The organism is Methylobacterium ajmalii, from assembly GCF_036448855.1.
Lineage (GTDB): Bacteria > Pseudomonadota > Alphaproteobacteria > Rhizobiales > Beijerinckiaceae > Methylobacterium > Methylobacterium ajmalii.
The window spans coordinates 216551-238550 of sequence record NZ_JAZFXT010000021.1 but is presented as its reverse complement, the minus strand read 5'-3'; the positions used below and the strand labels follow the sequence as shown (position 1 = coordinate 238550).

At 71.0% G+C, this 22000-nt stretch carries 17 protein-coding genes; 9 read left to right on the top strand and 8 right to left on the bottom strand.

The features are described from left to right. Positions 1-32 precede the first annotated feature (32 nt). Positions 33-419, bottom strand: coding sequence for a flagellar biosynthesis repressor FlbT (locus V3T34_RS08725; protein WP_091887457.1), 387 nt, complete (start codon positions 417-419; stop codon positions 33-35). Positions 420-744: 325 nt separating this feature from the next. Between V3T34_RS08725 and V3T34_RS08720 the strand changes: the two genes are divergently transcribed. The 3 genes from V3T34_RS08720 to V3T34_RS08710 all read left to right on the top strand — a co-directional run bounded on the left by V3T34_RS08720 (position 745) and on the right by V3T34_RS08710 (position 4248). Further along, on the top strand, positions 745-2148 hold the full coding sequence (locus V3T34_RS08720; RefSeq protein ID WP_305079489.1) for a GGDEF domain-containing protein: 1404 nt from the start codon (positions 745-747) through the stop codon (positions 2146-2148). A gap of 205 nt (positions 2149-2353) precedes the next feature. Then, positions 2354-3775 (top strand): phosphatase PAP2 family protein, encoded by a 1422-nt coding sequence (locus tag V3T34_RS08715; RefSeq protein ID WP_305079490.1) that lies wholly within the window; start codon positions 2354-2356, stop codon positions 3773-3775. Between the two features lie 257 nt (positions 3776-4032). Beyond that, positions 4033-4248 carry a hypothetical protein gene (locus tag V3T34_RS08710; RefSeq protein WP_060850086.1) on the top strand — a complete coding sequence of 72 codons (216 nt, stop codon included), beginning with the start codon at positions 4033-4035 and terminating at the stop codon, positions 4246-4248. Between the two features lie 107 nt (positions 4249-4355). Here the strand turns inward: V3T34_RS08710 and V3T34_RS08705 are convergent, their stop codons facing one another. The 5 genes from V3T34_RS08705 to V3T34_RS08690 all read right to left on the bottom strand — a co-directional run bounded on the left by V3T34_RS08705 (position 4356) and on the right by V3T34_RS08690 (position 9436). After that, complete coding sequence (locus V3T34_RS08705) at positions 4356-4547, bottom strand: hypothetical protein (protein WP_139234979.1); 192 nt, start codon at positions 4545-4547, stop codon at positions 4356-4358. Between the two features lie 323 nt (positions 4548-4870). Further along, complete coding sequence (locus V3T34_RS28650) at positions 4871-5467, bottom strand: methyl-accepting chemotaxis protein (RefSeq protein ID WP_442919482.1); 597 nt, start codon at positions 5465-5467, stop codon at positions 4871-4873. A gap of 51 nt (positions 5468-5518) precedes the next feature. Further along, on the bottom strand, positions 5519-6346 hold the full coding sequence (locus V3T34_RS28645) for a PAS domain-containing protein (protein ID WP_442919483.1): 828 nt from the start codon (positions 6344-6346) through the stop codon (positions 5519-5521). A gap of 536 nt (positions 6347-6882) precedes the next feature. Next, positions 6883-8610 (bottom strand): class I adenylate-forming enzyme family protein, encoded by a 1728-nt coding sequence (locus V3T34_RS08695; RefSeq protein ID WP_305079491.1) that lies wholly within the window; start codon positions 8608-8610, stop codon positions 6883-6885. Between the two features lie 52 nt (positions 8611-8662). Continuing rightward, positions 8663-9436, bottom strand: coding sequence for an SDR family oxidoreductase (locus V3T34_RS08690; RefSeq protein WP_305079492.1), 774 nt, complete (start codon positions 9434-9436; stop codon positions 8663-8665). Between the two features lie 245 nt (positions 9437-9681). On the opposite strand from V3T34_RS08690, the gene V3T34_RS08685 reads away from it, so the two are divergent. The 6 genes from V3T34_RS08685 to V3T34_RS08660 all read left to right on the top strand — a co-directional run bounded on the left by V3T34_RS08685 (position 9682) and on the right by V3T34_RS08660 (position 18885). Next, positions 9682-10884, top strand: a complete 1203-nt coding sequence (locus V3T34_RS08685) for an acetyl-CoA C-acyltransferase (RefSeq protein ID WP_305079499.1) — start codon at positions 9682-9684, stop codon at positions 10882-10884. A gap of 76 nt (positions 10885-10960) precedes the next feature. Beyond that, positions 10961-13051 carry a 3-hydroxyacyl-CoA dehydrogenase NAD-binding domain-containing protein gene (locus V3T34_RS08680; protein WP_305079493.1) on the top strand — a complete coding sequence of 697 codons (2091 nt, stop codon included), beginning with the start codon at positions 10961-10963 and terminating at the stop codon, positions 13049-13051. A 183-nt stretch (positions 13052-13234) separates the two neighbouring features. Further along, positions 13235-14443 carry a pimeloyl-CoA dehydrogenase large subunit gene (pimC, locus tag V3T34_RS08675; RefSeq protein ID WP_060850091.1) on the top strand — a complete coding sequence of 403 codons (1209 nt, stop codon included), beginning with the start codon at positions 13235-13237 and terminating at the stop codon, positions 14441-14443. A 231-nt stretch (positions 14444-14674) separates the two neighbouring features. Continuing rightward, positions 14675-15823 carry an acyl-CoA dehydrogenase family protein gene (locus V3T34_RS08670; protein WP_331369145.1) on the top strand — a complete coding sequence of 383 codons (1149 nt, stop codon included), beginning with the start codon at positions 14675-14677 and terminating at the stop codon, positions 15821-15823. A gap of 129 nt (positions 15824-15952) precedes the next feature. Then, positions 15953-17929 (top strand): transketolase family protein, encoded by a 1977-nt coding sequence (locus tag V3T34_RS08665; protein WP_305079495.1) that lies wholly within the window; start codon positions 15953-15955, stop codon positions 17927-17929. Between the two features lie 392 nt (positions 17930-18321). Then, positions 18322-18885, top strand: coding sequence for a histidine phosphatase family protein (locus tag V3T34_RS08660; protein WP_305079496.1), 564 nt, complete (start codon positions 18322-18324; stop codon positions 18883-18885). Between the two features lie 16 nt (positions 18886-18901). Here the strand turns inward: V3T34_RS08660 and V3T34_RS08655 are convergent, their stop codons facing one another. Both V3T34_RS08655 and V3T34_RS08650 read right to left on the bottom strand, forming a co-directional pair. After that, a complete protein-coding gene (locus V3T34_RS08655; RefSeq protein ID WP_305079497.1) occupies positions 18902-20356 on the bottom strand; it encodes a M81 family metallopeptidase in 1455 nt (484 codons plus the stop codon). A 138-nt stretch (positions 20357-20494) separates the two neighbouring features. Further along, positions 20495-21973: an amidase gene (locus V3T34_RS08650; protein ID WP_331369144.1), complete on the bottom strand. Its 1479-nt coding sequence runs from the start codon at positions 21971-21973 to the stop codon at positions 20495-20497. Positions 21974-22000: the final 27 nt, after the last annotated feature.

Below are 22000 nucleotides of genomic sequence, written 5' to 3'. Positions count from 1 at the left end.
AGGAGGTCCGGCGCCGCGCGACCGGCCTCGCGTCACTCGACCAGATTCGTCAAGTATTTTTCGTAAGTGATGAGATCCTGCCCGGCCTTGAGAGCCAAATAGTAATCGCCATCTTCGATCTTTTTATGGATGTCGGCGATGTACAGCCCCATCGACGGCACGCTGGTCATGATTTCGTTCGCGTGCTGTACAAATTCGTTCTCGATCAGGATATCCTTGTCGGTGAGGTAGATCGCCTGGAGGATCACGTACAGCTTCTCGCAGGCCGTCCTGGCCTGGCTTTCCGTCAAGATGTCCTTCTCACGCAAAAACTTCGCCTTCGTCTCGAAGGTCAGCGAGGCGCGACGACCGCCGTTGCGGATCGAGACATCGCCGATGATCAGCCGCTCGTGCGGTTTGAGGTCGATGCGCAGGGCCATGAATCGAGCACTTTTTTCCCACCCTTGCTTGCGGCATCACGGTTAATTTTTGCCTAAGCATGCCGGCGCGGAGGCCGGACGAGGCGGTGCGGCGATACCGCGTGCGGCAAGGGCCGGCATCCGGTGTGGGAACGGTCGCGGCACTCTCCCTTCGGGTGGCCGTCGTGGTAACGGAAGCCACGGAACGGTCCCCGGGCACCACGCGGGACCGGCGATGCGGCATGCCCCGCCGCGTCGCGAGGCGCGTTCGCAGGCCGTCATGACCCCTTTGCCCGCTCCCTTCCTCCGCCGATCCGGGCCGGGTGCGTCGCCGGCGGGGCGGGCCGTGCGGGATTTCGCCTGGGCCGGGGCGATCGTGCTGCCCTGCGCCCTGTTCGCCGTCCTGGCGACCCGGATGCTGGGGCCGCTCGCCCTGTTCTGGCCGGCCAACGCCGTGCTGCTCGGCATGCTGCTGCGCCATCCCGGCCGCGCCACCCCGGCGGCGTGGCTCGGCGCCCTCGCGGCCTATCTGGCGGCGGATCTCGCCGTCGGCACCGCCTGGCTCCCGACCGTGTGGCTCGCCCTTGCCAACCTGGCGGGCGTCGGGACCGGCTACCTGGTCGCCGGCCGCGTCCTGGCGGCCGGCGCGCACCGCCTCGACCAGCCCCGGGCCATGCCGTCGGTGCTGGTCGTTTGCCTTGCCAGCGCCGCGGCCGAGGCCCTGATCGGGGGTGCCGCCGGCGCGGTGGTGTTCGGGCGCGGGTTCGTCGCCAGCCTGCTCGACTGGTTCAACGGCCAGCTCGCCGTAGCGATCATCCTGCTGCCGCCGTTCCTCGCGGCGCCGCGGCGGCCCCTGCACCTCCTTCTCGAGCGGCTGCGCGCCGGGCCCCAGTGCCGGCGCGAGGACCTCCTGCCGGTGGCCGCCCTCGCGCTGTCGCTGGCCTGCGCGGTCGTCCTCGGGGGGCCGGGGGTGCTGGCGCTGCCCGTCCCGGCCCTGATCTGGTGCGCCCTGCGGTATCCGGTCTTTCCGACGCTGGTGCTGACGGCATCGATCAGCGTCGTGCAGCTCTTCGCCATCGCGGTGGGCCTGCTGCGGCTGCCGGACAGCAACTTCCTCTACATCAACTCGGTGATGTCGGCCCGGCTCGGCATCGCCCTGGTGGCGCTCGGGCCGATGGCGGTGGCCATCGTCAACGGCGCCCGCAACGATCTGCTGCGCCGGCTCGACCACCTGGCCCGGCACGATCACCTCACGGGCGTCCTGCGGCGCGGAGCGTTTTTCGAGCGGGCCGGCGCGATCCTGGCCGACCTCGCCGCCGCGGGGCGGCCGGCGGCGGTGCTGATGATCGACATCGACCACTTCAAGCAGATCAACGACCGCTTCGGCCACGCGCAGGGGGACCGGGTACTGGCGGCGGTCGCCGCCGGGCTGCAGGCGGGCCTGCGCGAGGGCGCGATCCTGGGACGGCTCGGCGGCGAGGAATTCGCCGTGCTGCTGCCGGCGGCCGGGGCGAGCGAGGCCTGGCTCGCCGCGGAGCGCCTCCGCCTGCGGGTGGCGGCGCTGTCCGTGCCGGCCGAGGACGGCGCGGGCGGATCCGTCCCGCCCCTGTCCGGGATGAGCGTGAGCCTGGGCCTCGCGGTCGCCGACGCGGACCGTCCGCCTTCCCTGGAGGCGTTGCTCGCCCAGGCCGACGCGGCGCTCTACGCCGCCAAGGCGGCCGGACGGAACCGGGTCGAGCGGGCCGCCTGACGCCGGCGGCGCAGAGCGGCGCAGAGCGGCGCAGAGCGGCGAAGGGCCGGATCCGCTTTCGACCTGCGATGCCCACCGCCCGACCCGTCGCGACATGAAAGGTCGCGGTCCGGGCTGGACAGGAGGCGGCCACCGCGCCCAACAGGAGGCGGGCGGCCCCGTCTCGCGGCGGCGCCATCGAGCCACGCGGCGGGAGGCCGACATCATGCGCAGGGCGACGATTCACGGTGCGGCGGTTCGCGGTGCGGCCCTCGCTTGCCTGCTGCTGCCGCTTCCGGCGGAAGCGCAGACCGCGACGAACCTCACCGCCCTGAAGGGGCTCGCCACCGTGAGCGCGCTGCCGCGGACCGAGGCGGGGCGGGCGGCGCTCGCCGCCAACCTGAGGGTGACCGGCGACATCCAGTCGGGCGCCGGGCAGCAGCCCTACCTGATGCCCTTCGACGAGCAGCGGCAGCTCGCTCTGCGCGACTGCTTCATCACCGACGGCAACGCCACCGAGCTCGCCGACGGGCTCGGCAGCCGGCTCGGTACGATCTACCAGGAGCGGGCGCGCTACACCGACTACAAGACCTTCGGCAACGTGACCCAGTCGGTCGCCGACCTGATCGGCTACACCAACAACATCACCAAGTCGGATTCGAACTCCGGAAAATACTTCTTCGCCAACGGCACCACCGACGGCAAAGCGCCGGTGTCGGAGGCGGCCGCGGCGATCCTCGCCGCGCGCGGCGGCGTCGCGGACGTGTTCGGCAAGGCCTACGAGCGGCCGGCCGGCGCCAAGGGCGCCGACGCCTACGGCAATTCCCGCCCGTTCCAGACCCTGGCGCGGCTCACCGCCTATCGCGGGGCCGACTATTTCGGGCAAGCGTCGCACAGCCTGGACTGGCTGCATGGGCCGAGCCAGAACCTGACCGACAGCCCGTCCTATCCGAGCGGCCACACCACCTATGGCTACACCGAGGCTCTGGTCCTCGCGCTCCTCGTCCCCGAGCGCTACCAGCAGATGATCGTGCGGGCGGCCGAGTACGGCAACAACCGCGTCGTCGTCGGCGCGCATTACGCCATGGACGTGCTCGGCGGGCGCACGGTGGCGCTCCACGCGGTCGCCCACCTGCTCGCCAACGATCCGGCCTATGTCGGCCAGATCCGCAAGAATCCGGCGGTGATCGGCGAGATGAGCCGGGCCACCAACGACGCGGTCGCGATCACCGATTACCGCGCCGCCCTGGAGGCCGCCCGCTCCGACCTCGGCCGGGTGCTCAAGGAGGTCTGCGGCGACGCGCTGGCGACCTGTGCGCAGGCCGATACCGGCCGGTTCCGGGACGCCACCGCCAACGCCGCCTTCTACGAGACGACCCAGACCTACGGCCTGCCGGTGGTCCATGCCGAGACCGCCGGCACGGTCGAGGACGTGGCCAAGCTCGCACCCGAGGCGGGCCACCTCCTGACCGCGGCCTTCCCGTCCCTGTCCCTGGCGGAGGCGAACGCCATCCTGACCGAGACGCAGGGGCCGGGCGGCGGCTTCCTCGACGACGGCTCGGCCTTCGGGGTCTATTCGCGCCTCAACCTCTACGCGGCAGCGGGCAAGGCGGCGGAACTGGCGGCGCGCAAGCAGGCCGGACGCTGAGGCGATCCGGGCGACGCCGATCCGGCGGGCGGGACGCCCGGTCGCCGGATGGCGCGGGCCCAGGACGGCGTCGCGACGGGTGCCGTGTCCTTTCTCAAGTGCGGTCTGACAATGTCGCGCTGCGATACCGCGGCTTCAAGGGCGCGGTTCGCGGCTTGAGATTCTCAGGCAAGAGATCGGGACGCAGCGACGTATCCCGCATCCGGCATCCGTGTTTGAACTTGAGCCGTCACAAACCTGCAGCGGCTCATCCGACCATGTCGAAGCGAAGCTCCTCCTCGATCCCGGCCTGGCTGCGTCGTCGCGGCTACTCTCCCCGCGCGATGGTGGCGATCGCCGCCGCGATCCGGCGGACCGGCCGCAGCCGCGACGCCGAGGCGACCGAGCCGAGTTGCCTGATCATCCCGTTCCCCAAGCGCTCGCAGCCGTCGGCTCCGTCCGCTGCGGCCGGCTTGCTCCAGGTCGGCGCCTGAACTCAGGTCGGCGCCTGAAACAAGGCGAGGCCGGCGCCCGATCCAGAGCGGGCGCGCGGGCGTGAAAGAATCTCCGACGCCAGCGGACACCGGCCGGGCGGCGCGCTTCAGCTGCCCGGGTTGACGAACAGGCTGTCGAACTCGCCGGGCTCGTAGTCGCGGCCGGTGATGTCGGTGATCACGACCCACTCGTGACCGTCCGCCGCGAGTTCGTCGGCCTTGTCCAGGGCCGCCTGCGGCGAGGTCCGCTGGTAGGAAAGATGCCCATCCGCAGTATGGGCCGTCACAACAAGATGCATGGCTCTCCCTGTCTGTCGCAGGAGCCATACTACCGGAACATGCCTGTCGGAGCGAGTCGGCGGCGGTGGCGGGATCGTCCGGACCGCGCTGCCGCATCGTCACGGAGAGGCCGCACTCCGGCGCTAGCCCTCGCTCCAGCGCTAGCCCCTTGGCGCATCGCCGCTGTCCCGGAGGTCGTCCGATGCCCGTGCTGCTCGCCGCAGGCTCCTGCCTCGCCCTCGGCATCGCCCTCGTGGTGCTGCTCGGGCTCAGCGCCTGACGGGCACGCACCCGGGCGGCCTGCCGTCGCGCGGGCTCGCGCCCGCGCGAGCCAGCATCCGGGTCACAGCAGCGCCCGTGCGGCCTGTGCGATCTTGCGCACCGTGACGTCCACCGACTCGGCCGAGCCGCTGATCCGCTCCACCGTCCGGCGTACCGCGGCGACGCCCTCGGCGGCGCCCTGCATGCTGGCCGACATGTCGCGGGTCGCGCCGGCCTGCAGCGCGACGGCGGAGGCGACGCCGACCGAGATGGCGCTGACCTGGCCGATCGCCGCCGCGATGGCGTCCATCGCCGACACCGCCGACGCGGTGGCGCCCTGCACGGCCGCGATCTGCGTGCCGATCTCGTGGGTCGCCTTGGCGGTCTGCCCGGCGAGCTCCTTCACCTCGGCGGCCACGACCGCGAATCCCCTTCCGGCCTCGCCGGCCCGGGCCGCCTCGATGGTGGCGTTGAGGGCGAGCAGGTTGGTCTGGTCGGCGATGGCGCGGATCAGCGACACCACCTCGCCGATCCGCCCGGCTGCCTCGGCCAGCCCGTTGACGATGGAGCCGGCGTCCCGGGCCTGGCGCAGCGCGACCTCCGAGGCGGCGCGAGCCTCCTCGGCGTGACGGCCGAGCGCGGCGACGGAGGCCGAGAACTCGCCGGCACCGGCGGCCACCGCCTCGACGCTGTCGGCGGCCCGGACCGTCTGCTCGGCGCTGGCGCGGGCCTAGTCGGACACGTCGGTGACCGCGAGCGTGACCGCGGCGATGTCGGACTCGATCGCCCGCTGGCCGGCGGCCAGGCGTTCGCGGTCCCGGACCTCGCGGGTGATGTCGGTGGCGAACTTCACCACCGCGCAGGGCTTGCCGTCGAGGCCGAGCACGGGGTTGTAGGCGCCGAAGATCCAGACCTCCCGTCCGTCCCTGCCGACGCGGCGGAACTCCCCGGCCTGGTGGCGGCCCTCGGCCAGCGCCCGCCAGAACGCGAGGTAGGCCGGGTCGTCGCGCTGCGCCTCGGGGACGAACAGGCGGTGGTGCTGCCCCACTACCTCGTCGCGGGCATAGCCCATGGTGGCGAGGAAGCCGGCATTGGCCTCGGTGATTACGCCCGCGGGCGTGAAGTGGATCACCGCCTGCGATCGGTCGAGGGCTGCGACCTGCCCGGCCAGGTAGGCGTCGCGCTCCTTGCGGGCGGTGATGTCGGAGGCGAGCTTCACCACCCGGACGACGCGGCCGCGGCGATCGAGTACCGGGTTGTAGGACGCCTGGATCCAGATCGACCGGCCGTCCTTGGCGATGCGGCGGAACTCGCGGGTCTCGAACCGGCCCTGCCGCAACCCGTCCCAGAACGCGGCGTAGTCCGGCCTCTCGCGCTCGTCGGGCGGCATCAGCAGGCTGTGGTGACGGCCGCGGAGCTCGGCCAGCGAGTAGCCGGTGAGGACCAGGAAACAGGCATTCGCGTCCCGGATCGTGCCGGTGGGATCGAACTCGATCCGGCCCTGGGATCGGTCGACCGCCGCGAGGAGTGCGGCTTGGCGGGATTGCAGGAAGGGCACGGCGTCGGCCTCTCGGGGACTTGCCCGGCACGATGCGCCGCGAATCTTATTGAACGGTGAAGGATAGGACGTGGCACAGCCAGCATCTAACAGTAAACGGATGCGGCTCATCGCAGATGGCGAAGCTAGAATACATGCTAAACGCAGAAAGGCGCGCGGTGATGCTGCGCGTCCGCGTGAGGCGGGCCCAGGGACGGGCGAGACGCTCGACAGCCGCGGTCGCGCCGGCAGACGGGATCCAGACGCTCGGACGTTTCGGGGCGAGGCCCTCCACCCGATCCACTGTCCACCCGAGCGCCTGGATTCGGCGCGAAGCGGGCGTGGCCCCGGAGCGCCCCGAAGGATGGCCGATCCCGCCGGGCCGGGATCGTCACCTGTCCCTCCCACAGCCGGTCGATCGCTCGGCGGTGGCCGCGCGGCCACGTTCGCGAGATCGAGGACCTGCTCGCCCGGCTTCGGCGACCGCGCCCCATCCCCGGCCTCGGGGGGAGGTTGGGGGGATGGGAACTATCGCGATCCGGACAGCGAGTGTCCGTTCAGAACAGCTTCTTCAGCTCGCTCTTCAGGATCTTGCCGTTCGGGTTGCGCGGCAGGATCTCCTCGTGCAGCAGGACGCGGACCGGTACCTTGAACGAGGCGAGGCGGGCGGCCACGAAGGCGCGCAGCTCCTCCTCGCTCGTCTGCGCACCGCGGGCGATCGCCACCACGGCGCCGGGCTCCTCGCCCAGCGTCGGATGCGGGATGCCGACGAGGGCGGCGTCGACCACCGCCGGATGCTCGTAGAGGACGCTCTCGACCTCGCCGCAATAGATGTTCTCGCCGCCGCGGATCAGCATGTCCTTGGCCCGGTCGACGATGGTGACGAAGCCCTCCGCGTCGATCCGCGCCAGGTCGCCGGTGCGCAGCCAGCCCTCACGCATCACCTCGGCATCGGCGTCGGGGCGGTTCCAGTAGCCCGCCACTACGTTGGGGCCCTTGACCCATAATTCGCCGACCTCGCCGGGGGGCAGGGTGCGGCCCTCAGGGTCCACGGCGCGCGTCTCGCAGACCGGCAGCGGCGGGCCGCAGCTGTCGGGGCGGTGGACGTAATCCTCGCCCTGGTGGTGCGTGAAGGTGCCGGAGGTCTCGGTCATGCCCCAGCCCGTGGCGGGCTGCGCGTTCGGGAAGGAGGCGCGCAGGCGCCGGACCAGCTCGGCCGGGGCCGGGGCGCCGCCGTAGCTGATCGTCTCCAGGGAGGAGAGGTCGTGGGTTCCGGCCGCCATGCCGTCGAGGAGCTGGAACGCGATCGTCGGCACGCCGCCGGCACTGGTGCAGCGCTCGCGCTCGATCAGCGCCAGGGCGCGGGCGAGGTCCCAGCGCCGCATCATCACCAGGCGCCCGCCGCGATAGAGGTTCGGCACCAGGGTGGCGAAGCAGCCGGTGACGTGAAAGAGCGGGATCGACAGCAGGGCGGCCCTCTGGGGCGCGGCCGGGTCGGGCACCGGCACCGGCTCGCCCCGGCGCAGGAAGGCGCGCGCGGCCGAGAACGGATGCGCCATCACCCCGCAGGCGCCGGCCCGGTGGGTGCCGATCGCGCCCTTCGAGCGGCCGGTGGTGCCGGAGGTGTAGAACAGGGTGGCGACGTCCTCGGGGCCGACCGCGACCTCCGGCAGGCTTCCCTCCGGCAGTCCGGCCCAGTCGGCGACCGAGCCGATGATGTCGGACAGGCTCTCGGTGCCGGGCGCGGCGGGCGCGCGGGCGAGGAGGACCCGCGTGAGCGCCGGGTAGGCGGCGCGGCGCTCCGCGATGCGGGCCCAGCGCTCCTCGTCGACGATGGCGACGCCGGCGCCGGAATCCAGGAAGCCGTGATCGAGTTCGGGACCCGTCCACCAGGCGTTGAGCGGCGTGACGACCGCGCCGGCCAGGATCGCGGCGAAGAACGCCACCGGCCATTCCGGCAGGTTGCGCATCGCCACCGCCACCCGGTCGCCGGGCCGGACGCCGCCGCGGATCAGGTCGGCGGCGAGCGCCAGGGTGGCGCGGCCGAACGCCTCGAAGGTCGCGCGCTCGTCCTCGTAGACCAGGAAGGTTTTTTCGCCGTGCGCCCGCCCGGCGACGAAGACGTCGCGCAGGGTCAGCGGCGCGTTGGCCCAGATCCGGGTCGGCACGCCGCGGATCGGGGTCTCGGCGACGGCGAAGGGGGAACCGGGCGCGGTCAGCCGGGCGGTCGCCTCGGCGAAGGAAAGGGCGGGCCAGAGCGGCGCGGTCATGTGCGGCTCGGTCATCGGCGGGCTCGTGATCGGTGGATTCTCGGGCGATGCGGGAGGGACGGAGCGCTCAGGTGATGGTCTGGCCTCCGTCGATCACGATGCTCTGGCCGGTCATGAAGGCGCCGGCCGGGCTCGCGAGGAAGACCGCCGCCCCGGCGATCTCGTCGGGCTGGCCGATGCGGGCGAGCGGCGTGCGCGCCGTGTAGGCGGCCCGCGACGTCGGGTCCTCCCACAGGGCGCGGGCGAAATCGGTCTGGATCAGTCCCGGCGCGATGCAGTTGACCCGGATGTTGTGGGGCCCGAGCTCGACCGCGAGGTTGCGCGCGAGCTGGAAGTCGGCCGCCTTCGAGACGTTGTAGGCGCCGATCACGCCCGAGCCTTTCAGGCCCCCCACCGACGAGACCAGGATGATCGACCCGTCCTTGCGGGCGATCATGCCGGGCGCGCAGAACCCGATCAGCCAGTGGCTGGCGATCACGTTGTTGTCGAGGATCTTGCGGAACTGGTCGTCCGAGATGCCGCTCATCGGCCCGTAATACGGGTTCGAGGCGGCGTTGCAGACGACCGTGTCGATGCGGCCGAAGCGGTCCTCGGTCCCCTTGGCCAGCCGCTCGAGATCGGCCTTCGACGAGATGCTGGCGGGGATCACGACGGCCCGCTCCTCGCCGTGGCGGGCGTTGATCGCCTCGGCCACCGGCGCGCAGGCCTCCGCTTTGCGCGAGGAAATCACCACCTTGGCCCCGTGCTCGGCAAGGCGCTCGGCGATGGCCCGGCCGATGCCGCGCGACGAGCCGGTGACGACGGCGACGCGGCCGGTCAGATCGAAGAGCGGCGTCTGCATGGAGCGTCCTCCCGGGTGGGCCTTTGCCAAAACAGGCCTTGCTTTTGCGCCGACCTTAGCCCCGTATGACGATTAAGCAAGCCGTGTTTTCGAAAACGCGGCCGTGGGGAGGGATGGCCGGGGGACTTGTCCCTCGTTCAGGTCCCGGTTTCGGGGCCCTTGCGGCACCATACCCAATCCCCGATAATGAGGCAGAACCCCGGGCCGCCGTGAAGAGAGGCACCGGGATGATCGGAGGAACCGAGATGCGGGAAGCCGTCATCGTCGCCACCGCGCGCACCCCCATCGGCAAGGCCTACCGGGGCGCGTTCAACGACACGCAAGCGCAGGCGCTCGGCGGCCACGCCATCGCGCATGCGGTGAAGCGCGCCGGCATCGACCCGGCCGAGATCGGCGACGTGGTGATGGGTGCCGCGCTCCAGCAGGGCTCGACCGGCGGCAACGTCGCCCGCCAGGCCGCCCTCAGGGCGGGCCTGCCCGAGACGGTGGCGGGCATGAGCCTCGACCGGCAATGCGCCTCGGGCCTGATGGCGATCGCGACGGCCGCCAAGGAGATCATTACCGACGGGCTCGCCGTCGCGGTGGGCGGCGGCCTCGAATCGATCTCGCTCGTCCAGAACGACAAGGTCAACCGCTTCCGCGGCCAGGACCCGTGGCTCGTCGAGCACGTTCCGGCGATCTACATGACGATGATCGAGACCGCCGAGAACGTCGCGGCGCGGTATGGTATCGGCCGCGAGGCCCAGGACGCCTACGCGCTGCAATCGCAGCAGCGCACCGCCAGGGCGCAGGCCGAGAACAAGTTCGCCGACGAGATCGTGCCGATGGAAGCCCGCATGGCGGTGGTCGACAAGGCAAGCGGCGCGGTCTCGCACAAGGACGTGACGCTCTCCCAGGACGAGGGCAACCGGCCCCAGACCAAGCTCGAGGATCTCCAGGGTCTCAAACCCGTGTTCAAGGACGGCCTGCGGATCAAGGAGGGCCGGTTCATCACCGCCGGCAACGCCAGCCAGCTCTCCGACGGCGCGGCGGCGGTCGTGCTGATGGAGGCCCGCGAGGCCGAGCGCCGCGGCCTGACGCCGCTCGGCGCCTATCGCGGCATGGCGGTGGCCGGCTGCAACCCGGACGAGATGGGCATCGGCCCGGTCTTCGCGGTGCCCAAGCTCCTCAAGCAGCACGGGCTCAGGGTCGAGGACATCGACCTGTGGGAACTGAACGAGGCCTTCGCCAGCCAGGTGCTCTACTGCCGCGACACGCTCGGCATCCCGGACGAGCGTCTCAACGTCAACGGCGGCGCGATCTCGATCGGCCACCCCTACGGCATGTCGGGCGCCCGCATGACCGGGCACATCCTGCTGGAAGGCCGCCGCCGGGGCGCCAAGTACGGCGTGGTGACGATGTGCGTCGGCGGCGGCATGGGCGCCGCGGGCCTGTTCGAGATCTACTGATCCTGCCACATTCCGGCTCGTGACGGCGCCCGCCAAGAGGTGCCCGGAGGAGACCGGCAGAGGGACGAAGCCGAAGATGGCTCAAGACGTGAACGCGAACGACAACGTCGTGTCGACCGCCCGCGAGGGCGCGGTCGCGGTGCTGACGCTGCAATCCGGCCCGGTCAACGCGCTCGGCACCGCGCTCCGCCAGGGCATCCTGGCGGCGGTCGAGGCCGCGGAGGCCGATGCCGCCGTCAAGGCGATCGTGCTGATCGGCGGCGGCCGGATGTTCTCGGCCGGGGCCGACATCACCGAGTTCGGCAAGCCGCAGAGCGGAATCAGCTTGCCCGACCTCCTCAACCGCATCGAGGCGTCGACCAAGCCGGTCGTCGCCGCGATCCACGGCAACGCGCTCGGCGGCGGGCTCGAGACCGCGCTCGCCTGCCACTACCGGGTGGCGGTGCCCTCGGCCAAGGTCGGCCTGCCGGAGGTCAAGCTCGGCATCCTGCCGGGTGCGGGGGGCACCCAGCGCCTGCCGCGGGTGGTGGGGCCGCGCAAGGCCCTCGACGTCATCGTCGGCGGCTCGCCGATCGGCGCCAAGGCGGCCGCCGCGATGGGGCTCATCGACGAACTGGCGCCGGAGGATTCGCTTCGCGCCCACGCGGTCGCCTTCGCCGAGCGGGTGGTGGCCGAAGGCCGGCCGCTCCTGAAGATCCGCGACCGCGACGACAAGATCGCCGAGGGGCGCGACGATCCCGGCCTGTTTGCGGCGTTCCGCGAGGAGAATGCCCGCAAGACCCGCGGCTTCGAGGCGCCGGAAGCCTGCATCGCCTGCATCGAGGCCGCCTGCCGGCTGCCCTTCGACGAGGGGCTGGCCTTCGAGCGCGCGGAGTTCCAGAAGCTCGTCTCAGGCACCCAGTCGGCGGCGCAGCGCTACGTCTTCTTCGCCGAGCGCCAGGCGGCCAAGATCCCGGACGTGCCGGACGACACGCCCGCCCGCCCGATCGCCCGCGTCGGCGTGATCGGCGCCGGCACGATGGGCGGCGGCATCTCGATGAACTTCCTGAACGCCGGCATCCCGGTGACGATCGTCGAGACGAAGCGCGACGCGCTCGACCGCGGCCTCAAGACCATCCGCACCAACTACGAGAACACCGCCAAGAAGGGCCGGCTGAAGCCCGAGGACGTCGAGACCCGGATGGGCCTCCTCACCGACACCCTGGAGCTGGAAAAGCTCGCCGAGTGCGACCTCATCATCGAGGCCGTGTTCGAGGATATGGGGATCAAGAAGGAGATCTTCTCCAAACTCGATCAAATTGCCAAGCCCGGCGCGATCCTGGCCTCCAACACCTCCTACCTCGACATCGACGCCATCGCGGCGATGACCAGCCGGCCGGCCGACGTGATCGGCATGCACTTCTTCTCGCCGGCCAACGTCATGCGCCTGCTGGAAGTCGTGCGCGGCGAGAAGACCGCCAAGGACGTCATCGCGACCGCGATGCAGATCGGCCGCAAGGTCGGCAAGATCCCGGTGCTGGTCGGCGTCTGCCACGGCTTCGTCGGCAACCGGATGCTGGCCCAGCGCCAGCGCGAGGCCAACCGTCTGATCCTCGAGGGCGTCACCCCCTGGGACGTCGACCGGGTGGTCTACGAGTTCGGCCTGCCGATGGGCCCGTTCACGATGAGCGACCTCGCCGGCCTCGACATCGGCTGGAGCCGGGAGACCAACAAGTCGGAGAGCGTGCGCGACCTCCTCTGCGAGCAGGACCGTCGCGGCCAGAAGACGAGCGCCGGCTTCTACGACTACGACGCCAAGCGCAAGGCGACGCCCTCCAAGGTCACCGAGGAGATCATCGCCAAGGTCGCCGAGCGCCAGGGCGTGAAGCGGCGCGACGCGACCGACCAGGAGATCCTGGAGCGTACCCTCTACCCGATGATCAACGAGGGCGCGAAGATCCTCGAGGAGGGCAAGGCGATCCGGGCCTCCGACATCGATATCGTGTGGATCAACGGTTACGGCTGGCCGGTCTATCGCGGCGGCCCGATGTTCTGGGCCGACACGATCGGCCTGCCGAAGGTGCTGGAGCGCCTGCGCGCCTACGAGGCCGAATACGGCGAGGACTTCAAGCCGTCGGCGTTGCTGGAGCGGCTTGCCGCCGAGGGCAAGGGCTTCAAGGACCTGTAGCGTCGTTCAGCCCTCCCCCCTCCTGCCGCAGGGTTGTCCGGGGAAAAGAAGGGTGCGGGTCCTCTCCTCTCCCCGCGGGCGGGGAGAGGGGAAACCCGCGCCATCCATTTCCCCGCAGAGGGGGGAGGGCTCAGGCGTCGCGCCGACCCAATTCAAGACATTAAGCCATCCAGGAGGCACCCCATGGACCTTCGCTTCACCCCCGAGGAGCGCGCCTTCCGCCAGGAAGTCCGCACCTTCTTCCAAGAGAATCTCCCGCAGGAGATCCGCCAGAAGATGATCGACGGGCGTCATCCGTCGAAGGACGACATCGTCACCTGGCAAAAAATCCTCAACAAGAAGGGCTGGGCGGTGCCGAACTGGCCTGTCGAGTGGGGCGGCACCGGCTGGGATCCGGTGCGCCAGTACATCTTCCTCGACGAGCTGCAGAGCTTCCCGGCCCCGTCGCCGCTGCAGTTCGGCGTCTACATGGTCGGGCCGGTGATCGCCCAGTTCGGCAACGAGGCGCAGAAGAAGCACTTCCTGCCGCGCATCGCCAACATCGACGACTGGTGGTGCCAGGGCTTCTCGGAGCCGGGCTCGGGCTCCGATCTCGCCTCGCTCAAGACCAAGGCGGTGCGCGAGGGCGACCACTACATCGTCAACGGCCAGAAGACCTGGACCACGCTCGGCCAGTACGCCGACTGGATCTTCTGCCTGGTGCGCACCGACGCCACCGTGAAGAAGCAGGAGGGCATCAGCTTCCTCCTCATCGACATGAAGACGCCGGGCATCACCGTACGGCCGATCCAGACCATCGACGGCGGCCACGAGGTCAACGAGGTCTTCTTCGACGACGTGAAGGTGCCGGTCGAGAACCTGGTCGGCCAGGAGAACAAGGGCTGGGACTATGCCAAGTTCCTGCTCGGCAACGAGCGCACCAACATCGCCCGGGTCGGCGTCTCGAAGCAGCGCATCCGGCGCCTGAAGGAGCTGGCGGCGATCGAGCGGGTCGGCGACACCCCGATCCTGGAGAACCCGCGCTTCCGCGAGAAGCTGGCGGCGCTCGAGATCGAGCTCAAGGCGCTGGAGATGACGCAGCTGCGGGTGGTCGCCGCCGAGCGCACTCGCGAGAAGGGCAAGCCCGACCCGGCCTCCTCGATCCTCAAGATCAAGGGCTCTGAGATCCAGCAGGCGACGACCGAGCTGCTGCTCGAAGTGGTCGGCCCCTACGCCCTGCCTTACGCGGCCGAGGACGAGGGCGACGAGCACCTGAGCAACGAGCCCCCGGTCGGCCCCGACTGGGCCGGGCCTGCCGCGCCGACCTACTTCAACTGGCGCAAGATCTCGATCTACGGCGGCTCGAACGAGATCCAGAAGAACATCATCGCAAAAGCGATCTTGGGGCTCTGAGGACAGGTGAGGGCCGGGCAGCAGAACAACCCGATCCCTCCCACCCTCGACCTCATCCTGAGGTGTCGGTCCATCGCAGATGGACTGACCTCGAAGGAGGGCTCCAGCGACCACCGAGACATCCGGAGCCCTCCTTCGAGGCTCCCCTCGGTCGCACCTCAGGATGAGGTTGCGATCGGGACGAATCGAACAAAGCCGCGCTTCAAAACCGGCGAGAACGGAAACGACCCGATGGATTTCGATCTGAGCGAGGAGCAGCGCCTCCTCAAGGACAGCGTCGAGCGACTTCTCGCTGACCGCTACGACTTCGAATCCCGCAAGCGCTACGGCCGTGAGCCCGAGGGCTTCACCAAGGCGATGTGGGCGGCTTACGCCGAGCAGGGCCTGCTCGCGGTGCCGTTCTCCGAGGAGGATGGCGGCATCGGCGGCGGGCCGGTCGAGACCATGATCGTCATGGAGGCGTTCGGCGGCGCGCTGGCGCTGGAGCCCTACCTGGCGACGGTCGTGCTCGCCGGCGGCGCGCTGCGTCATGCCGCGAGCCCGGAGCAGCGGGCCGAATGGCTGCCGGGCCTCATCGCCGGCGAGACCCGCTACGCCTTCGCGCATAGCGAGCGCCAGGCCCGCTACGACCTGAACGACGTCGGCGTCACCGCGCGCCGCGACGGCGACGGGTGGGTGCTGGAGGGCGAGAAGTCGCTCGTCCTGCACGGCGACAGCGCCGACCGGCTGATCGTCTCCGCCCGGACCGCGGGCTCGCGGCGCGACCGCGACGGCATCGGCCTGTTCCTGGTCGAGGCCAATGCCGAGGGCGTGTCGCGCCGCGGCTACCCGACCCAGGACGGCTTGCGGGCGGCGGAAGTCTCGCTGTCCTCGGTCCGCGTCGGGGCGGACGCGGCGATCGGCGATCCGGCGGGCGCGCTCCCCGTCATCGAGCGGGTCACCGACGAGGCGATCGCCGCGCTCTGCGCCGAGGCGGTCGGCGCCATGGACCGGATGCACAACCTGACGGTCGAGTACCTCAAGACCCGCAAGCAGTTCGGGGTGACGATCGGGTCGTTCCAGGTGCTCCAGCATCGGGCCGCCGAGATGTTCATCGCGCTCGAACAGGCCCGCTCGATGGCCTTCCTCGCCACCATGATGGCGGGCGAGGACGACGCGGAGGAGCGCGCCCGCGCCGTCGCCGGCGCCAAGGTGCAGATCGGCCGCTCCGGCCGCATCGTCGGTCAGGGCGCGGTGCAGCTCCATGGCGGCGTCGGCGTCACCATGGAGTACAGCGTCGGCCACTACTTCAAGCGCGTGACGATGATCGACCAGCTCTTCGGCGATGCCGACCACCATCTCGGTCGGGTCGCCCGGATGGGCGGGCTGATCGCCGCTTGACGCGGGATCGAGCGGGAGATGAATCCCGCTCATCTCGGCGCGGATAAAACTCGTTTGAGTTCCGCCCCGGGCGATTGTTGGGTGATCGTGCCTCAAGAGCACCCGACAATCCCCGGGAGGGACCCCAAGATGACCGGCACCGAGCCGCGCGCGCTCGCGGATGCGATCCGCTTCCTGTCCATCGACGCCATCGAGCGGGTGGGCGAGGGGCATCCGGGCACGCCGCTGGGCGCCGCCGACACGGTAACGGCGCTCTTCACCCGCCACCTCAAGTTCCTCGCCCGCGAGCCCCTGTGGTTCGACCGCGACCGCTTCGTCGAGTCGAACGGTCACGGGTCGATGCTGCTCTACTCGCTGCTCCACCTCTCGGGCTATGCGGGGATCGGGCTTGACGACATCAAGCGCTTCCGCGAACTCGGCTCGCCCTGCGAGGGCCACCCGGAATACGCCCCCGCCCACGGCATCGAGACCACCACCGGCCCGCTCGGCCAGGGCATCGCCAACGCCGCCGGCATGGCGCTGGCCGAGGCCTATCTCAACCGCTGGCTCGGGCCGGACATCATCGACCACCGCACCTATGCGCTCGTCGGCGACGGCTGCCTGCAGGAGGGCGTCGGCCAGGAGGTGATCTCGCTCGCCGGCCACCTGCGGCTCGGGAAGCTCACCTTCCTCTGGGACGACAACCAGATGACCGACGACGGCGCGATCGAGCTCGCGCTGAGCGACGACATGGCGGCGCGCTTCCGCCTCAGCCACTGGCACGTCCAGGAGGTCGACGGCCACGACATCGAGGCGGTCTCGGCGGCGCTGCTGCTCGCCAAGGCCGACCCGCGCCCCTCGATGATCCGCTGCACCACGGTGATCGGCCGCGGCCTGCCCGGTGTCGAGGGCACGCGGGCCGCCCACTCCGCCCGCATCCCGGCAAGCTTGAGCGAGGCCGCCCGCAAGGCCCTGAACTGGCCGCACCCCGCCTTCGAGATCCCGGACGAGATCCGCGCCGCCTGGCGCGAGGCCGGCGAGCGCAACGCCCCCGAATTCGACTCCTGGACCCGCCGCGTCGCCGCCCTGCCTCCGGAGCGCCGCCGCCTGCTCGACCGCCTGCGCGAGGGCAAGCTGCCGGAGGGCTGGGAGGCGCCGTTGCGGGCCTTCCGCGACGAGGCGGCCCGGTCGGGCAGGGCGCAATCCGGCATCGCGCTCTCGGGCGAGCTGGTCGACCGCCTCGCCGACGCCATTCCCGAACTTCTCTCCGGCGCGCCGGACCTCGAGGGCGCGACCCAGCACAAGCGCAAGCTCAAGGCCTTCACGGCCGAAGACCAGGGCGGACGCTACGTCCACTACGGCATCCGCGAGCACGCCATGGGGGCGATGATGAACGGCATGGCCGCCCATGGCGGCGTGGTGCCGGTCGGCGTCACCTACCTGGTCTTCTCGGATTACCTGCGCCCGGTGTTGCGGCTCGCCGCCATGATGGGGCTGCCGGTGCCGTTCGTATTCAGCCACGATTCGGTCGGCATCGGCCGCAACGGCCCGACCCACCAGCCGGTTGAGTACCTGGCCTCGCTCCGCGCCATTCCCAACATGCTGGTGCTGCGCCCGGCCGACGCCGTCGAGGCGGCCGAGAGCTGGGAGATCGCCCTCGACACCCGCACCGGCCCATCCTCGCTGATCTTCGCCCGCCAGGCCCTGCCGGCCGTTCGGCGCGACGGCTCGGGCGAGAACCGCTCGGCCCGCGGCGCCTACGTGCTGGAGGAGGCCACCGGCCCCCGCCGCGTCACGCTCCTCGCCACCGGCTCGGAGGTGGCGCTCGCCGTCGAGGCGCGCCGGCGGCTGGAGGAAGAGGGCATCCCGACGGCGGTGGTGTCGATGCCGTCCTGGGAGCTGTTCGAGCGCCAGGACGCCGCCTATCGCCGCGAGGTTCTGGGGCCCGGGACCGTCCGGGTCGGCGTCGAGGCGGCGGTACGCCTCGGCTGGGACCGCTACCTCGGCGAGGATGGCGGCTTCGTCGGCATGAGCGGCTTCGGCGCCTCGGGCGCGGAGGCCGACCTCGCCCGCCATTTCGGCCTCACCCCGGAGCGGGTCGTCGAGGAGGTGCGGGCGCGGCTCTGAAAGTCCGTCTGACCGAGCGCCATACACCATCCAACCCTCCGCCTCACTCTGGGGTGGAGGGTTGGATGGGAAATACCCCCCGCGATTACGTCGTCGTGAATCACGCAGGCTTCGAAACCTCATGACGAGGTCTGGTGCGGAACAAATACTCTACTCGATTTCAGCAGATCCTGCGAGTTCGCACCCTCGAAACAACGTCTTCGATCGAGGACGCGAACGGGGGTTCGACCGTCCGGAAAAACCTCGGTTCCTTGCCGGCGGTCGATTCCGAGCCCCCCATGCCGTTCATCGTACGGCTTCCGCCTGGTCGCTCGGCGATGGCCGCGCGACGGCCGGTGCCTCGCGGCTGCGCGTCGCGGCGCCGACGCGACGGCGCGCCCTACCTTGGCCCGATGATCCTGCTTCGCCACGGCCAGAGTGAGTTCAACCTGCATTTCCACGCGACGGGGGTCGATCCCGGCATCGTGGATGCGCCTCTGACGCCGCTCGGCCACGGGCAGGCGGAGGCCGCCTCCCGGTCGCTCGCCGGGGAGGGCGTGCGGCGCATCCTGTGCTCCCCCCTGACCCGGGCGCTCCAGACCGCGACGCCGGTGGCGGAGCGTCTCGGCCTGCCGATCCTCGTCACCCCGATGGTGCGCGAGCGCCGGGGTGCGAGCTGCGACACCGGCACCTGCCGGACCGACCTCGCCCGCGCCTGGCCGCATCTCGATCTCAGTCATATGGACGAGGTCTGGTGGCGCGGGGCCGACGAGGCGGAACAGGAGCCCGACCACCTGTTCGAGGCCCGCGTCGCGGCCTTCGGGAGCGCGATGGCCGGGGATCCCGACTGGTCCCACACCCTCGTCGTGTGCCACTGGGTGTTCATCATGGCGGTCACCGGCTGCAGCCTGGCCAACGGCGAGTGGGTCCGCTGCCGGATGGACGAGGCCGGTCGGCTGGCGGCGGTCGAGCGCTGACCGCCGCCAGCTACGCTCAGGCGAACGGATCGGCGACGATCGGCCAGAGCGGCCGGCCGGCCCGCGGCAGGACGAGCGCCGCGAAGTCGGGATTGGCGCTCCCCGTCACCGCGACGTGGAGGATACGATCGGCCCGCGGCGCGAAGCCGGCATTGAAGTGCTGGGCCGACTTCACGAACACGGTGGCGTAGTCGGTGAGCGAGACGCCGAACTGCTCGAAGGCCGAGGGCTGGAAGACCTGGGTGCGCAGGGCGTTGAGCACGATGTGCAGGCCGCCGGCCTCGACCATCACGCAATCGCCCATCGGCTGCTTGCCGTTGCCGTAGGTCTGGACCGCGTCCGCCTGGATGCCGATCACCCGCACGGCGAGATCCACGGGATCGCCCGACATCGGCCCGGTCTTGCCGCCAATGCGCAAGGCCAGGCGCGCGCCGAGGCCTGCCTCCCGGCAGAGCCGAACCGCGACCGGATCCCAGAAGCTGCCGATGGCGCAGCGCGTCGCGCCGGCCTCGACGAGGGCGCGCAGCAGGAACGTCGAATCGCTCGCCGCGCCCGCCCCGGCATTGTCCGACACGTCGGCCAGCACCGTCACGCCCTCCGGGGGCTTCAGCGCCACCTGCACCGCCTCGTCGAGGGTCAGCAGCCGGTCGGTGGTCGCCTCGCGCATCTCCCACAATTCGCGGGCGAGCGCCTCGGCGGTGGCCCGGGCCAGGTCCGGGTCGCCGTCGGTCACCGCCACCACCTTGGCGCCGACATCCGGGAGGTCGGCCCAGGGAAAGCCGTGGGCGAGCGACAGGGACAGGATGCCGTCCCGCCCCTCCGCTGCGCTCATCCGGTCGACGAAGCCGCGGGTCGGCTGGTTGGGCGTGCGCCACACCGCCAGCATCCGGCAATCGGCGACGGCGATCGTCGGCCGGATCCGGCCGGCCCGCGCGTCGTCGCAGAGGCGGAAGAGGTCGCGCGCCCGGTCGTCGACGTCGATGTGGGGGTATTCCTTGTAGGTGAGCAGCACGTCGGAGGCCGCGACGATGCGCTCGCTCAGGTGGCAGTGCAGGTCGAGCTCGACCCCCACCGTCACCCCCTTGCCGACGATCTCCCGGGCCGCGGCGACGAGCTCGCCCTCGCAATCGTCCTGCTCCTCGGCGACCATCGCGCCGTGGAGGTCGAACAGCACCATGTCGACCGGGCCGGCGGCCCTGAGGTCGGCCAGCACCCGGTCGCGCAGGTCCACCCACACGTCCTGGCGCGTCGGCCCGCCCGGCGGGGCGAAGGCCGCCAGGCTCTCCACCACCGCGTAGCCGGCGGCCTCGCCCATCGTGCGCCAGACCTTGAGCGGCCCGGCGAACCAGTGATCCGAGGTGCGGGAGGCGCCGGTCTCGACGTAGAGGTCCTCGAGGAAGGCGGCGCGCCCGGTCGGGATCGGCGAGAAGGTGTTGGTCTCGGTGCCGAGCGCGGCGATGAAGAGCTTCACGGATGGGTCTCCTCTGGGAGATGGTCTTCGAGACGGAGCCGGATCGGGGCGGCGCGCCTCATGCTCGCGCCGTCGTCCCGGGCACGCCTTCGGCCCCGGGATGACCCTGATTCCACGTTTCTGTCGAGGGGCCGGCCCTCACCCCGCCGCCGCCACGTGGACGCCCGGCCGCTTGCCGTCGTTCCACCGGCCGCCGATGGCGCGCTCGACCTGGGCGGCGAGCTGCAGCAGCAGCCCGTCGGCGCCCTGGCGCGCCTGCGCCTGGATGCCGAGCGGCAGGCCGTGCTCGTTCCACGCGAGCGGCATCGACAGGGCCGGCAGGCCGCACAGGTTGGCGAGCGGCGTGTAGGCGAAGTTGCGCCACAGGTTCTCGAACCAGGCGTAGACCGACGGCTCGTCGCTGATCGTCAGGTATTCGGTGGTGCCGACGCGCGGCGTCGGCACGGCGGTGATCGGGGTGAGGATGACGTCCCATTCCTCGAAGAAGGCGCCGAAACCCCGGGCCGTGGTGTTGAACGCCGCCTGCATCGCCGTCCGCTCCGCGTAGCTCGCATGGCGTCCGGCTTCCCAGATCCGGATGTTCATCGGCTCGATCAGGTCCTCGGGCGGCCGCTCGAGGCCCTTCAGGGCCAGCAGCCCGTTGATGGTCTGGGCGAAGTTGGTGATGTAGCAGGTGGTCTGGGCCGCGAAGGCGGCCCGGATGTCGACCGCCGGCAGCGCCCATTCGACGTGGTGGCCGAGGCCTTCGAGGAAGCGGCCGATCCGCTCCAGCTCGGCGACGTGCCGGGGTACGGCGCGGTAATCGCCCCATTCGTGCGACAGCGCGATGCGCAGGCGCCCGGGATCGCGCTCGATCAGCGTGGCGTAGGGCTCGGGCGCGGCCCAGTAGGGCATGAACTCGCCCGGAGCGCCGCCGCGGCACTGGTCGACGAAGACCGCGGTGTCGCGCACGGTCCGCGACTGGCAGCCCTGGATCGACACCACGCTGGTCAGGTCCGAGCCGTAGGGCGCGATCGAGAACACGCCGCGGGAGGGCTTGAGCCCGAGATTGCCGTTGACGCCCGCCGGGATGCGGATCGAGCCGCCGCCGTCGGTGGCGTGCGCCATCGGCACCACGCCCGAGGCCACCGCGGCGGCGGATCCCGCCGAGGAGCCGCAGGTGGTGTAGTCGAGGTTCCAGGGGTTGCGGGTGACGTAGACCGCCGGGTTCTCGGCCGAGCTGCACACGCCGAATTCCGGCGTGGTGGTGCGTCCGACGAGGTTGAGGCCGGCCTGCCGCATCTTGCCCGTCAGGTGGCTGTCGCTCGTCGCGCGGTTGCCGCGCATCAGGAGCGAGCCCATCTCCTGCAGCCGGCCCTTCAGGGTCGGCCCGAGGTCCTTCATCAGGAACGGCACGCCCGCGAAGGCGCCGTCGAGGTTGGTGCCGTCCGTCGCCGGGTCGGCGACGCAATCGTCGAACAGCTCGATCACGGCGCTCGTCGCCGGGTTGGTCAGCGCCACGCCGGCCGCCGCCTGGGCGGCCAGTTCCGCCGCCGTCACCTCGCCGGCGCGCACCCGCGCGGCGAGCCCGCAGGCGTCGTGCTGCGCCCATTCCTCCCAGGTCATGGCGAGGGTCATTGGTGTCGTCCCGTTGTTGTTGTCACT